Annotated in this window: 9 protein-coding genes and 1 pseudogene; 6 read left to right on the top strand and 4 right to left on the bottom strand. The window is 60.0% G+C overall.

The annotated features are described in order from the left end of the window. Window positions 1-109: 109 nt before the first annotated feature. Window positions 110-1603 carry a CBS domain-containing protein gene (locus tag IPM60_07890; GenBank protein MBK8907815.1) on the top strand — a complete coding sequence of 498 codons (1494 nt, stop codon included), beginning with the start codon at window positions 110-112 and terminating at the stop codon, window positions 1601-1603. A gap of 61 nt (window positions 1604-1664) precedes the next feature. On the opposite strand, the gene IPM60_07885 is transcribed toward IPM60_07890, so the two are convergent. Next, a complete protein-coding gene (locus IPM60_07885) occupies window positions 1665-2315 on the bottom strand; it encodes an ABC transporter substrate-binding protein (protein MBK8907814.1) in 651 nt (216 codons plus the stop codon). Between the two features lie 44 nt (window positions 2316-2359). Then, a complete protein-coding gene (locus IPM60_07880) occupies window positions 2360-3205 on the bottom strand; it encodes a VacJ family lipoprotein (GenBank protein ID MBK8907813.1) in 846 nt (281 codons plus the stop codon). A gap of 381 nt (window positions 3206-3586) precedes the next feature. Between IPM60_07880 and metF the strand changes: the two genes are divergently transcribed. Then, a complete protein-coding gene (gene metF / locus IPM60_07875) occupies window positions 3587-4537 on the top strand; it encodes a methylenetetrahydrofolate reductase [NAD(P)H] (GenBank protein MBK8907812.1) in 951 nt (316 codons plus the stop codon). Further along, window positions 4534-8255 (top strand): annotated as a pseudogene (gene metH / locus IPM60_07870) (methionine synthase). Before metF ends, metH begins: the two are co-directional and overlap by 4 nt. Window positions 8256-8261: 6 nt before the next feature. On the opposite strand, the gene IPM60_07865 reads toward metH, so the two are convergent. After that, the gene (locus tag IPM60_07865) at window positions 8262-9080 is read right to left on the bottom strand and encodes a sulfite exporter TauE/SafE family protein (protein ID MBK8907811.1); all 819 of its coding nucleotides are present in this window, start codon (window positions 9078-9080) and stop codon (window positions 8262-8264) included. A gap of 445 nt (window positions 9081-9525) precedes the next feature. Here IPM60_07865 and IPM60_07860 point away from each other — a divergent pair, with 445 nt between their 5' ends. The 3 genes from IPM60_07860 (at window position 9526) to IPM60_07850 (ending at window position 12062) form a co-directional block, all read left to right on the top strand. Further along, the gene (locus IPM60_07860; GenBank protein MBK8907810.1) at window positions 9526-10155 is read left to right on the top strand and encodes an autoinducer synthase; all 630 of its coding nucleotides are present in this window, start codon (window positions 9526-9528) and stop codon (window positions 10153-10155) included. Between the two features lie 156 nt (window positions 10156-10311). Continuing rightward, window positions 10312-11385 carry a hypothetical protein gene (locus IPM60_07855; GenBank protein MBK8907809.1) on the top strand — a complete coding sequence of 358 codons (1074 nt, stop codon included), beginning with the start codon at window positions 10312-10314 and terminating at the stop codon, window positions 11383-11385. 221 nt (window positions 11386-11606) lie between these two features. Beyond that, window positions 11607-12062: a hypothetical protein gene (locus tag IPM60_07850; GenBank protein MBK8907808.1), complete on the top strand. Its 456-nt coding sequence runs from the start codon at window positions 11607-11609 to the stop codon at window positions 12060-12062. 112 nt (window positions 12063-12174) lie between these two features. On the opposite strand, the gene IPM60_07845 is transcribed toward IPM60_07850, so the two are convergent. Next, the gene (locus IPM60_07845; protein MBK8907807.1) at window positions 12175-13044 is read right to left on the bottom strand and encodes a sulfotransferase domain-containing protein; all 870 of its coding nucleotides are present in this window, start codon (window positions 13042-13044) and stop codon (window positions 12175-12177) included. Between the last annotated feature and the right edge of the window lie 55 nt (window positions 13045-13099).

Here is a 13099-nt window from a genome sequence, read left to right as displayed (position 1 = left end):
CGCCCGGACGTGGGGTTCCCGAGTGCATGACACTCATCGGTTTGGTCGTCCCGCATGAGCCGCACATCTCGAATGGCTCGGGCATGGTGAAGAGGCACCGCAGACAATCGTGAAACGCAATCCGGCCCATGAGCACCTTCCGCCGCAGCGTGTGGTGTTCAGTCAACGCGTACAAGACACCATGCGGCATCGTTCGGATGTCCTCGCGATACGAACAGGAACCACCTGCTTCGACATGATCGAACACATGGCGGCCACCAAAGCTTCGTGCGCTCTGGTCGTAGATGCGTCTGGCCGCCCTGCCGGCATTATCACCGAGCAGGACATTGCACGCCGCATCGCTTACCGCGTACCCGGCGAAACCCCGGTCGAGACCGTGATGACATCGCCCGTGGTGACCATCGGCCGGAGAGAATACCTGTATCACGCAATCGCTTGGATGCGCCGCCACAATCTTCGGCATTTGCCGGTCACCGACCGGACAGGCCGCGTGGCCGGGGTGCTGTACCTTCATGACGCGCTGGCCATGGCGTCACAGGGGTTGATGCACCAGATCGACCTGTTGACGCAGGAAGGAACGATCGAAGGTCTCAAGCAGGTCCGCAGTGCAGAAATCGAACTTGCGGAGCAGCTCTTCGCCGAAAATCTTCCCGCACCCGACATCCAGCAGTTGCTGACGCAAATAAACAACGACCTATATCGCCGTCTCGGCGAAACGCATCTTCGGCAAATGGAGAACGAAGGTTGGGGCACGTTGCCGGTCAAGGCGACCACCATCGTCATGGGGTCAGGCGGGCGCGGTGAGAATTACCTTTTTCCGGATCAGGACAACGGATTCATCATTGAAGCCTATCCGGACAGCGAGCACAATCGCATCGACACCTTTTTCCTTGAGTTGGCAGAGAGGCTGTGCCGGGACCTCAACGCCATCGGCATCCCCTATTGCAACGGCTATTGCATGGCGATCAATCCGCTGTGGCGGAAGACGTTGCCCCAGTGGATTGACCAGATCACCTTATGGGGCCGCAAGAGCAATTTTGTCGCCATCCGCCTGGCCGACATCTTCTTCGATTTTCAACCGGTGTGGGGCAACACGGATCTCGCGGCTGAGCTTCGTCAGAGAGTGACCGAGATGGTCCGCAACAATCACTTTTTCCTGAAGCAAATGTTCCAGGATCAAGCGGATCACAATGTCGCGCTCGGTTTCTTCGGCGGTTTCATGACTGAGCGGGAAAAACGGGAATTCCGCGGCCAAGTAAACCTGAAGTACACTGGAACAATCCCACTGGTCGAAGGGGTCCGGCTTTTAGCCCTGCGCGAAGGAGTAGAGTCGACTTCGACGCTGGAGCGCATCCGTCATCTGCACGACGAAGGAGCGCTCAGTATCAACGAGCAGGAAGATCTCACCAGCGCCTTCCACCTGATCACCGATATCCTGCTCCGAAAGCAAATTACCGATTTCAACGCCGGAAAACGCGTCAACTACTACGTCAACCCTAAGTCGCTGGTTAAACGCGATCGACTCATGCTGCTCGACTCCCTAAAGGCCATTGATGGCTTTCGCAAACGTGTCCGGCTGGAGTTCACCGCAGACGTCTTTTAGTGCAGCGGATTGAATCCTTGGCTGTCGCTGCCAGTGCTGTTACCGCTGGGTGGTTCCCCCACTAACTGGCCTGTTCGCGCTCCGCTTTCAATTGAGCGTTTTTTTCACGAAGGGCCTTCAGCAGCCCCTCGAAACGCCCGCCGCTTTGCTGCACAAGGGCACCGAAGTCACTGCGCTGCTGCTGCTTCATCGAAACGCCTTCGACGACGATGTCGGTAATTTTGTACCCCCCATCCTGGCCTTCGACGTCCCAGTTCACCTGGTAACTCTTATTCGTATTGGGCGAGACGATTTCAGACACGACCAATGTCTCGTCCGTCCCCCCGGGCTTCGGGGACGAATTCTTGACCTTCAGGCTTTCTCCGCCATAACCGCCCAGGCGCCTGGAATAGACATAGACAATGTAGTCCTCGAACAGCCCGAGATACTCGCTACGTTGCGCATCGGTCAGGCCGCGCCAATGTCGTCCGGCGACAAACTTGGCGATCTCCGGCACGTCAAAATACGTCACGAAGAGCGCACGCATCTGCTCGATGCGCTGCGTCTCCGTCGTGTCAGTCGCTTTGAGAACGTCCACCGCCTCCTTGCCCAGGTTAGTAACGAAGGCCTCCGAAGTGTCGGCGGCGGCAGAAATCCTGTACGTGGCCGACATCAACGCAAACAGGGCCGCAACCAGGAAGATGACGCCTAAGCTGTTGCGCAACGGATTCATGATCAACCTGTTCAAATCTGATAGGGGAGATGGAAACGGCGCGGTCACTTCTGGTTCCCCTCCGACTTGGGCGGATACGACGGCACATGCAAGAGCCCGTCCTGAACCTGGTGCTCGCGGTTCTGACGATAGCCGCTCCGTATAGCCGCGTAGAAGTCGAGCGACGTCCGTTCCAGTTCCTCCAGTTGACCGAGGACTCTCGCGCGTTGTTCCGCTGCGCTGAGGACGCCACGCGTAATAGAAAACGTCGTCAACCACTCGCTGTCTTCGATCAGAACCGCACCGAGCAGTCCGAACGGATCGATCACCAAGCTATCAACAACGCGGCCGGTCGCATCCCGCGGGCTGGACGGGCCCAGAACTGGTAGCATGAGGTAGGGGCCATCATCGACGCCCCACACGGCGAGCGTTTGCCCAAAATCTTCCTCGTGGTGCTCCCAGCCGAAGTCTGAGGCGACTTCGTTGAGGCCGCCGACGCCTAGGGTCGAGTTTATAACGAACCGCATCAAGGTGGTGCCGGCTCGCTCCGGTTGCGCCTGCAGCAGATCGTTGAAGAATGTCTGAGGCTCACGAAGATTGCTCAGCACGTTGCGGATACCGCGCTGAAACGGCGGCGGCAGCAAGTCCTGGTAGAAAATCGCCAGCGGCTTCAAGAGCATCGCATCCAGGCCGCGATTGAACTGGAACACCGCGCGGTTGAAAGGCTCCAGCGGGTCGTTTATCTGCTCGTACTCAGCGAATGCCTCGGGATCCGCTTGCGCATCGGGCCTCGACGCACATCCGGCCGTCAGCACCAGAGCCGCGAGCAACGTGATGCCGGAACACAGACGAAGGCATTTCGCCAGAGCCCCTGCGCCCTTTGCTTCTGCGAGAGCTTGCTTAAAAATCATGGCGCAAATCACCCTTCAAGCGGCAGAATTGCCGGGATCTCGAGTTCATCATTCACTCGGTGCGTTCTTGAACAGCCCTTGGATCCAGTATGGCTCAGAGAGGTTGGCATCGAGTTAACCACGGATTTCCTCTATGACCTGTCTCGCGTGGATCTTTCGAGACCGGGAGGGTAGGGTCATCAGGGGAGCACACCAATACTCTCGTCGCAACCGCGTTGCAATGGACAGCGTCGCCCCGCGCGTTGGCCGTGCCCGGGCCGATTGTCGTTGACCTTGACGTCGGCTTGCATAAAACCCCTTTCGGGGTTCAGTGACGCTGACAAATCCGGATCGTCGACCGTCGGTGTCGATGAAGAGCAGAGAATGGAAGCAGGAGAACCGATGATTGGATGGCGCTCGAAGCGGCACGGTCCGCCGTTGCCGATCGCGGCGCCGTTGCCCCGCGACGTCGAGGTGTCTTTCGAATTCTTCCCGCCGCGCACGGATGAAATGGAGCGCAGCCTGTGGTCCTGCATTGAGCGCCTCGCCCCCTTGCGACCTGCCTACGTCTCTGTGACCTACGGCGCCGGAGGCTCGACGCGGGAACGCACTCACGCGACCGTCGCCCGGATGCTGAGGGAAACAACATTGCGTCCGGCGGCGCATTTGACGTGTATCGGCGCAGACTGTGAGGAAATCGACGCCATCGCCCGCAGCTACTGGCGCACCGGCGTTCGTCACATCGTAGCGCTGCGCGGCGATCCACCGGCGGGCGGGGCCGGCTATGCGCCCTGCCCAGGCGGGTATGCGTATGCCGCAGACCTGGTTGCGGGGCTGAAGCGGGTCGCCGACTTCGAGATCAGTGTAGCCGCATATCCGGAAACTCATCCGGCAGCGACAAGTGCCGAGGACGATCTCGACAACCTGAAACGCAAGATTGACGCAGGAGCAAGCCGCGCCATCACCCAGTTCTTTTTCGACGTCGAAGTGTTTTTCCGCTTTCGCGACCGGGCGCAGGCGGCTGGCATCAATGTCCCGATCGTCCCGGGCATTTTGCCGGTCAGCAATTTTGCTCGCATCGTCGACTTCGCCAAGACCTGCGGTGCGGCGGTGCCGGCCTGGATGGCCGACTTGTTCGCGGGCCTAGACGATGACCCGGATCTACGCAAGCTCGTGGCCGTCTCCGTTGCGGCGGAGCAGTGCCGCGCCCTTCATGCCGGAGGTGCCAACGCGTTTCACTTTTACACGCTGAACCGCGCAGACCTGACCCGCGCGCTCTGTCATGTTCTGGGCGTGAGGGCGCCGGCGGAGCCCGCGCATGGGCCAATTTCTGCCGAGGAGGCCGGTGTATGAGTTCGCAGGCGACGGAACGTAGCGGCGAGACCCTGTTGCAGGCTTCAAAAGAAAGGTTGCTGATCCTCGACGGCGCCATGGGTACCATGATCCAGCAGCACGATCTGGAGGAAGCAGACTATCGCGGTGACCGCTTCAAAGATTGGCCAAAGGACGTCAGAGGCAACAACGACCTCCTGAACCTCACCCAGCCGGACATCATCGGGAACATTCACCGGTCTTATTTCGCTGCTGGTGCAGACATCGTTGAAACCAACACCTTCAACGCCAACCGCATTTCCCTGGCTGATTACGACATGCAGGGGCTTGCCCCCGAGATCAACGCCGCCGGCGCGCGCATCGCCCGTCAGGCCGCCGACGAGGCAACCGCTCGCAATCCGGAGAAGCCTCGCTACGTCGCCGGCGCTATCGGTCCGACCAATCGCACCGCGTCGCTCTCACCAGACGTTGGCGATCCCGGATACCGCAACATCACCTTTGACGACTTGCGCGTCGCGTATCGTGAGGCGGCATCGGCTCTGGTGGACGGCGGCGTCGATCTGCTTCTGGTGGAAACGGTGTTCGACACGCTCAATGCCAAGGCAGCGCTCTATGCGATCGAAGAACTATTCGATGAGGTCGGCGTGCGCCTGCCGATCATGATCTCCGGAACTATCACCGATCTCTCGGGCCGCAACCTCTCGGGTCAGACCGCAGAGGCGTTCTGGAATTCGGTCAGTCACGTCAGGCCGTTCTCGATCGGCCTCAACTGTGCGCTCGGAGCACGCCAACTGCGCCCCTACGTGGCGGAAGTGGCGCGATGTGCCGACACCATGGTTTCGGCCTATCCGAACGCAGGGCTGCCAAACGAGTTCGGCGAATACGACGAAGCGCCTGAGGAAATGGCAGCTCAGCTCGGTGAATGGGCCGAAGCGGGGCTGCTCAACATTGTCGGAGGTTGCTGCGGCACCACACCGGAGCACATCGCGGCCATTGCACGGCGCGTGGCCGGTGTTCCGCCGCGCGCGATCCCAAGGCGACCTCCGCGGCTCCGATTGTCCGGCCTTGAGCCGTTCGAGTTCGCATCATGAACGGCGCTTTCGTCAACATCGGCGAGCGGACCAACATCACGGGCTCCGCCATGTTCCGAAAGCTCATCGTTGCCGGCGACTTCGCGGCAGCGGTCGAGGTCGCTCGGCAGCAGGTGGAGAACGGCGCCAACATCATCGACGTCAACATGGACGAGGGCATGCTCGACTCCGAGGCGGCGATGACCCGGTTCATCAACCTGATCGCAGCAGAACCGGACATCGCTCGCGTTCCGGTCATGATCGACTCTTCCAAATGGGAGGTGATCGAGGCTGGGCTGAAGTGCGTGCAAGGCAAGAGCATCGTCAATTCGATCAGTCTCAAGGAAGGAGAAGCGGCCTTCATCGATGTCGCTCGCAAGGTCCGGCGCTACGGCGCGGCGGTCGTGGTCATGGCATTCGACGAAGCGGGACAGGCCGACACCGCCGACCGCAAGTTCGCCATCTGCGAGCGGTCCTACCGCATCCTCGTCGACAGGTTGGGCTTCCCGCCCGAAGACATCATCTTCGATCCCAACATCTTTGCGATCGCCACGGGCATGGAGGAGCATAACGATTACGCCGTAGCGTTCTTCGAAGCGACGCGCCGCATCAAGAAGGATCTGCCGCACTGCCACGTATCCGGCGGCCTCTCCAACGTGTCGTTTTCCTTCCGGGGCAACAGTCCTGTTCGCGAAGCGATGCATTCGGTCTTTCTCTACCACGCCATTGCGGCAGGCCTCGACATGGCCATCGTCAATGCCGGGCAGATCGCCGTCTACGACGAGATCCCCGCCGATCTCCGTGAACGTGTCGAAGATGTCATCCTCAATCGCCGAGCGGATGCAACAGAACGCCTCCTGGACATCGCCGAGAACTTCCGCGGCGCCGCCAAGGCACGGGAAGTGGATCTCTCGTGGCGCGAGCGGAGCGTCGAGGCGCGGCTGACTCATGCTCTCGTCAACGGCATCGCCGAGTTCGTCGTGGCCGACACGGAAGAGGCGCGGCAAAAGGCTGTGCGGCCGTTGGACGTGATCGAGGGGCCTTTGATGGACGGCATGAACGTCGTCGGCGATCTGTTCGGGTCCGGCAAGATGTTCCTGCCGCAGGTGGTCAAGAGCGCTCGCGTGATGAAGCAAGCCGTCGCCTACCTCCTGCCCTTCATGGAAGCCAGCGCCGACGGCCAGAAACAAAGCAATGGCAAGATCGTCATGGCGACCGTCAAGGGCGACGTGCATGACATCGGCAAGAACATCGTCGGCGTCGTTCTCCAGTGCAACAACTACGAGGTCGTCGACCTCGGCGTCATGGTTCCGGCCGCCAAGATCCTGGAGACTGCGCGCGCGGAGAACGCCGACATCATCGGCCTCTCTGGCCTGATCACCCCGTCTCTCGACGAGATGTGCTACGTCGCCAAGGAAATGCAGCGTGAGGGACTGCGCTTGCCGCTGCTGATCGGCGGAGCGACCACCAGCAAGGTCCACACCGCCGTCAAGATCGCGGCCAACTACGACGGGCCGCTGATTCACGTCCACGATGCATCGCGCGCCGTCGGCGTTGCCGGTAGCGTTATGTCGAAGGCCGCACGCGCCGCCTTCGCGGACAAGATCCGCGCCGAATATGCGGAGCTGCGCCAAGCCCACATGCGTGGCCGCCAAGCCCGCGAACGCTTGCCTCTCGCCGACGCGCGCGCCAATAAACAGATCTCGACATGGGACGGCTATGAGCCGCCAAGGCCGGCGGTGCCAGGGCTGACCGTCTTTGAAGATTACGACTTGGCGGAACTAACCATCCGCATTGACTGGGGTCCGTTTTTTTCGACGTGGGAGCTCGCGGGGCGCTGGCCCGATATCCTCGACGATCCAGTCGTCGGCGAGGCGGCGACCAGTGTCTATGGCGACGCGCTCGCCATGCTGCAGCGGATCCTTGGCGAGAAGTGGTTGACGGCCAAAGGCGTCATCGGGCTCTGGCCCGCCAACGCCATCAACGACGACGACATCGCCGTCTACGCCGATGACGAACGCGCTGACATTCTTGCCGTCGTCCATACGCTTCGCCAGCAAATGCAGCGCGACCGGAAGCGCCCCAACCTTGCTCTTGCCGATTTCATCGCTCCGAAGGAAAGCAGCATCGCGGACTGGTTCGGAGGCTTTGCGGTAACCACGGGACACGGTCTTGACGCCGTCGTCGCCGATTTCGAACGTCAACATGACGATTACAATGCGATCATGGTCAAGGCTCTTGCCGATAGGCTGGCCGAAGCGTTCGCCGAACGCCTTCACGAACGCGTGCGCAAGGAATTCTGGGGTTATGCTGTTGATGAGCACCTCACCAACGATGACCTCATCGCCGAGAAGTACGTCGGCATACGGCCGGCTCCGGGCTATCCCGCCTGCCCGGACCACACTGAGAAAAGGACCTTATTCGACCTCCTGAACGCGGAGGAGTCCGTCGGCATCACCCTCACCGACAGCTTCGCCATGCATCCGGGCGCCTCCGTGTCCGGCTATTACTTCAGCCATCCCCTGAGCCGCTACTTTGGCGTGGGGCGCGTTCATCGTGACCAAGTGGCCGACTACGCTCGCCGCAAGGGCATGTCGCTCACCGAGATGGAGCGCTGGCTCGCCCCCAATCTGGCTTACGACCCGGACCTCGAGCGCGCGCAGGCGTAGAACTATTCAGTGCACGAGCACGTTCGCTGCCATGCGCAACGACGTGATAAACAGAAACAACGCGAAAGCGTAGCGCAGCAGGCGCGGAGATATTGCGTGGGCGAGCGCCGCGCCGCGCGGTGCCAGCAACGCGCTCGTCGGTGCGATCAACGCGAAACCAAGCAGGTTGACGTAGCCGAGGCTGAACAGCGGCAGGTCAGGGTTCTTCCAACCAGCGATAACGAACCCTAGCGTCCCCGGTAACCCGATGATCAGGCCGATGGCGGCGGCGGTGCCGACGGCGCGGCGTATGGGAACGGCGAACAGGGTCAGGATCGGCACGCTCAAGGTCCCGCCGCCGATCCCCATGACCACTGAAAATCCGCCAATGCCAAGCGCGATCAGTTGCCGCCAGGGTAGCGACGGCAATCCCTGCCTGACCGTCACGCCCTCGTTCCGAAACGCCATGTTGGCCGCGACGATGACCGCTACGGCTGCAAAGATCATGGTCAACGTGTCGCCGCCGGCGCTGCCGCCCAGCGCGCTGCCGCCGATCACCCCAAGCAGGATCCACGGCCCTAGCCGTCGCAGAAGCCCGACGTCGACGGCGCCGCGAGCGTAATGGGCGCGAGCTGAGACGATCGAGGTGGCGATGATGGTCGCCAGCGACGTGCCGACGGCGAGATGCATGCGCACCGCCTCCTCCACGCCCGCCAATGGCAGGACGTGGAAAAGAACCGGTACGATCACGATGCCACCCCCGACGCCCAACAGGCCGGCGATCAGGCCGGCCACGGCGCCGGTGCCGAGCAGCCCCAGCGCCAGCACGACTGTTTCAAGGGACATCCGTTAGGAACTCCGTCATTTCACGGCGCGAGGCACGGGAGGCGCCGACTGTCCCCATCCTACATCACGCTGCACGTTCGTCCCCAAAAGGCCGCCGCCCCCTTCGCCAGAGAAGAGAGCAACGACGGGAACAGGCTGACCGTCTTGTGCCGCCGAGAAGTTGCGCCAGCTATCCCATACTCCGGACCATGATCACATTTCTGAGGCCCAGTATCGGTATTTTTTCCTTGCAACGCCGCATTCATATGTTCATAACATGTCTTCACCAGACGCCGGACGCCTCCCTTCGTGCCGGCGACAGTCAGATAAAGCAGCGGAATGAGTGGCTTCAACAAAAAGACGCGGATGAAACAGCACCAAGCAGTTCATCAGATTGCACCAATGGATGGGAATTTTCCGCTCTATCGGGACAAGAGCTCGGTAAATTTTCCTGATGGAGAGGCCAGTGATCGACGTCGTCACTTTCGCAACCGCCCATTGCTTCGGCGATGCGCTTCCCTCCTCACTTCGCTTGCGCCACAAAATTTTCGTGGAGCGGCAGCAGTATGACGTTCCTTGCTTCGACGGCATGGAGTTCGACCAGTTCGACACCCCGGCCGCCGTGTATCTGCTATGGCGAGACGGGGATGGGAAGGTGCGCGCAGTGGCTCGGCTCATCCCGACAACCTTTCCGTACATGATCCAGCAGTTGTGGCCGCACCTCGCGGCAGACGCAACATTACCGAACCGTCCGGACATCTGGGAGGTCACCCGCCTCGGCATAGATCCGGATCTCGATCCGGCAGAGCGGAAGAGAGCATTCGGCGAAATCGTCTGCGCGCTCGGCGAGTTCGCAATGCTGAACGGAGTGACGTCCTATCTGTTTGTGACCCACCCGCGGATCATGAAAAACGTCCTCGCCGGGTCGGGTTGTGAGGTCGAGTTGCTCGGTCCAGCCCAGGTGCTCGGCACGTTCACGGTCGTCGCGGGGAATGTCACCATCACCGCGGAAGCGCTCGAAAGCGCCCGCACATGTCACGGGATCACCAGTTCCGTACTGCGATTCCAAGCAGAGCCTGTCATGAACGCGGCGTAACTGGGTCTCGCACCGCCGATATAGGCTGATAATCCTTGACGTGCGAGCGTTAAGGATTATTTGCATGATGCCGTTCATAATCAATTCATAGTGTGCCGGGCCGCCGCAGCGTCTTCGTGGCCCCACTCCTGCAGAACCAAGCATCGGGAAAATTTCATGCTATTTGCAAGACAAGCACCCCGCTGGCGCCGACGTCGTCTACCGGATTTGTCGCCAGCGACGACGATCGATCCAAAGCCGACCCCTGCACCCGACCCTACCCCTGATCCGACGCCCACACCTGTATCGTTCATTCCCGCAGACGCGGACTGGTGGTTCGATGCATCGCGACTGTCAGACGCGACCATCGCAAGTTGGAATAACGATGCAGCGAAATACAGTTACAATGCGGCGCCGGCAAAGGTCGTCGATCTTACAAAGCACGGGATGCCCGGAAAGCTGCGTCTCAAGAACGATGCAGTTAAGCCCCGCTGCGTCGCTTCAGGCCCCAACAAAGGAGCAGTCCGCGCCGTGCGGTGTCCGAAAGGCGGCAAGGACCCGACCGGCGGACCGACCGATACGAAGGATTGGCAGGAACTGGACGCCGCGCATAACCTCTGCGCGGCAATTCGATCCAATGGGGAATTGTGGACTCTTCCTTACGGGCGTCTCTTCGAGGTCGGCTTCAAGTTCTTGGTTCCGGCGCCGTCGGACGCCGATCTCGCCGCCTTCAACCCGCCCGGCTGCCAGTGGACGATCATCTGGGAATGGGTGTCGTCTGACAATCGTACCACGGAGTGCTGGGGAGTCAGGTTGAACCACTACGCCAATGCCCCGCAGCAGATCCTGCTGCAGTCTGGGTACTCGGCGGGCGGCAAGGAGCAGGAGACCTACTGGGGCCCAAACGGAACCTACTTTTCGCCAGGGATCAGCAAGGGAGAATTCCCCTCGAATCTCGGCAAACCGTGGGTTCCCAATCGATGGTACGCGATCCGAATCCGCGGGGTCATCGACAAGGAAACCGGCAAGAACGGCGACCGCGGTTGGGCCGACATGTACATCGACGACATGAAAACCCCGTTCTCCTCTGCGCGGAATGCCCGTTGCGGCAAGTCCGACGATGTCGAAGCAAAAGCTAGCAACTGGGGACAGTACAGCGACTACGACCTGAGGGGCTTCAAGCGCTGCATTTACTTCGACCAAATGTACATCAAGCTGGGAGCGACGGGCTACCCGTCGGCACCGAAATGAGCCGCCTTCTTCCGATCATTGCTTCCCGCCACCGCGTTGCGGCCGTGGGAGTGACGCAGCCAAGCATCCTCGACTCGAACATGTGGTTCCAGAGCGTGAACGCCGGATCCCAGCCAGCTACACGGTCGTGGACCATTCCCGCAAACACGGATCTACTCCTGTGCTTGGCGGCAGGCCAGTACGTAGACTCCTTTGGGACGCCATTGTGGAACGGCAACACGATGACCCTCGTCGCTCAGCACAACCTTGGGATCCAACACGTGCGGGCGTGGGTCCTGACGCACCCAGACGCCGGTTCCGGAAGTCTGACCTACACTGCTTTCAACTGGAAACTGAACGGCGCGCTCAACCCTTGCCTCATCGCGTTGCGCAACGCCAGCGGCTCGGTCATTAGCGCGGCCAAGGGTGGCGGCATTCAGCAGGCCAGTCCCGTCAGCACGTCGGGGGCGCCGAATGCCGCGACGGATCTTCTATGCGACATCATTAGTCGAACCGACAACGACGCCTTGATCGCCGCGGGATCACAAACCCAGCTTCACGACGGTGGTTTCCGATCCCGCGGTGCAGTGTCATACCGGGCGCCGCAAAATCTTGACAGCCTCACTTTCACGTGGAGTTGGCCCGGAAGTGGCACTGAAGACACCGCCCATATGATCCTGAGCATCCCCGGGAGGTAGCGAAATCACGAAAGAGGATGCCGGCTGCATGATTGACGATTGAGCAAGTCGCGGCTGATGTGCCCTTGTCCGCCGGCAACCCTCTGTTAATTAATGGCTGGTTGCAAACCGCTTATGGGCTCGGCGCTCCGGGAGCTTTGTCGTACCGCCACATTGAAACCAAGTCTATTCCGATCAGTTCGGAGGCTTTTGCAACTTCATCATATGTATCCCGGATGATGATCTGTTCCATTTCGGGTGAGATTCGGGTGCTCTCCGCGGGGAACAACATATTGAAAAGTCTTTTTCCACCGAATTGTTTGGCGGTGTTCACCAACCAGTGCATATCCGTCTGGCGCGCAAGCCGCTTCAGTCGCTGTACGGGCGCCGTCAGCCATTGTACGCGGCTGCGAGCTGCTGCATTGAACTTGCGGGAAAACAACAGTGGATCGGCACTCGTCTCCACTCCCACAAATTCACAAACCCGCTTGTAAAACGCTTCAGGATGCTGCTTGAGATCGTCAAATATGGTGATGAGAATCTTGTCAGCGCCGAAGTGCTCATAGAACGGCCGCAGCACAGTGAAAAACGAGACGTCGCGGCGCGCATAGGGAGACTGCTCCCATCGCTCTTGCTCGGTTCCCGTCACTGTGCCTTCCCGCAAAGAAAACATGTAACCCGAATGCGCCAGATCAGGGGGCCGACGTAATATAAAAATCAGCTTCGTGTCCGGGAAAGTTGATTTGATATTTGAGACAGCCTCGGGAAATATGAATATCGAGGGATCGATTTCCCCGACGGCCAGCCCAGATAAATTGCTTGGGAACAGCGAGCGGTACCAGTCAAGCCCTTTTCCAAACTTGGTTGTGAAGAAATGGCTTTCTTTTACTTTTTCGCAAAGACATACTTCCGGATTTGATCTTAAAACTTCATAAAGCCAAGATGTACCGGCTTTGCGACATCCTCCTATTACGAAATCTACGCTAAAATCATCATTTCTCATGCTGTGTGTCCATTACTGGTTAGACCGCGGATTGATGGCAAACCCCCTGCTCTAA

The organism is Rhodospirillales bacterium (genome assembly GCA_016710335.1).
Taxonomy (GTDB): domain Bacteria; phylum Pseudomonadota; class Alphaproteobacteria; order Rhodospirillales; family Defluviicoccaceae; genus JADJXQ01.
The sequence above is the reverse complement of the archived record's forward strand: the minus strand, read 5'-3'. Positions and strand labels throughout refer to the sequence as shown.

What these genes read in the sequence shown, in the direction of transcription:
- IPM60_07885 (MBK8907814.1), bottom strand. Translation starts at nt 2,315, where the DNA reads ATGAATCCGTTGCGCAACAGCTTAGGCGTCATCTTCCTGGTTGCGGCC.
- IPM60_07880 (MBK8907813.1), bottom strand. Translation starts at nt 3,205, where the DNA reads ATGATTTTTAAGCAAGCTCTCGCAGAAGCAAAGGGCGCAGGGGCTCTG.
- metF (MBK8907812.1), top strand. Translation starts at nt 3,587, where the DNA reads ATGATTGGATGGCGCTCGAAGCGGCACGGTCCGCCGTTGCCGATCGCG.
- IPM60_07865 (MBK8907811.1), bottom strand. Translation starts at nt 9,080, where the DNA reads ATGTCCCTTGAAACAGTCGTGCTGGCGCTGGGGCTGCTCGGCACCGGC.
- IPM60_07855 (MBK8907809.1), top strand. Translation starts at nt 10,312, where the DNA reads ATGCTATTTGCAAGACAAGCACCCCGCTGGCGCCGACGTCGTCTACCG.
- IPM60_07850 (MBK8907808.1), top strand. Translation starts at nt 11,607, where the DNA reads ATGACCCTCGTCGCTCAGCACAACCTTGGGATCCAACACGTGCGGGCG.
- IPM60_07845 (MBK8907807.1), bottom strand. Translation starts at nt 13,044, where the DNA reads ATGAGAAATGATGATTTTAGCGTAGATTTCGTAATAGGAGGATGTCGC.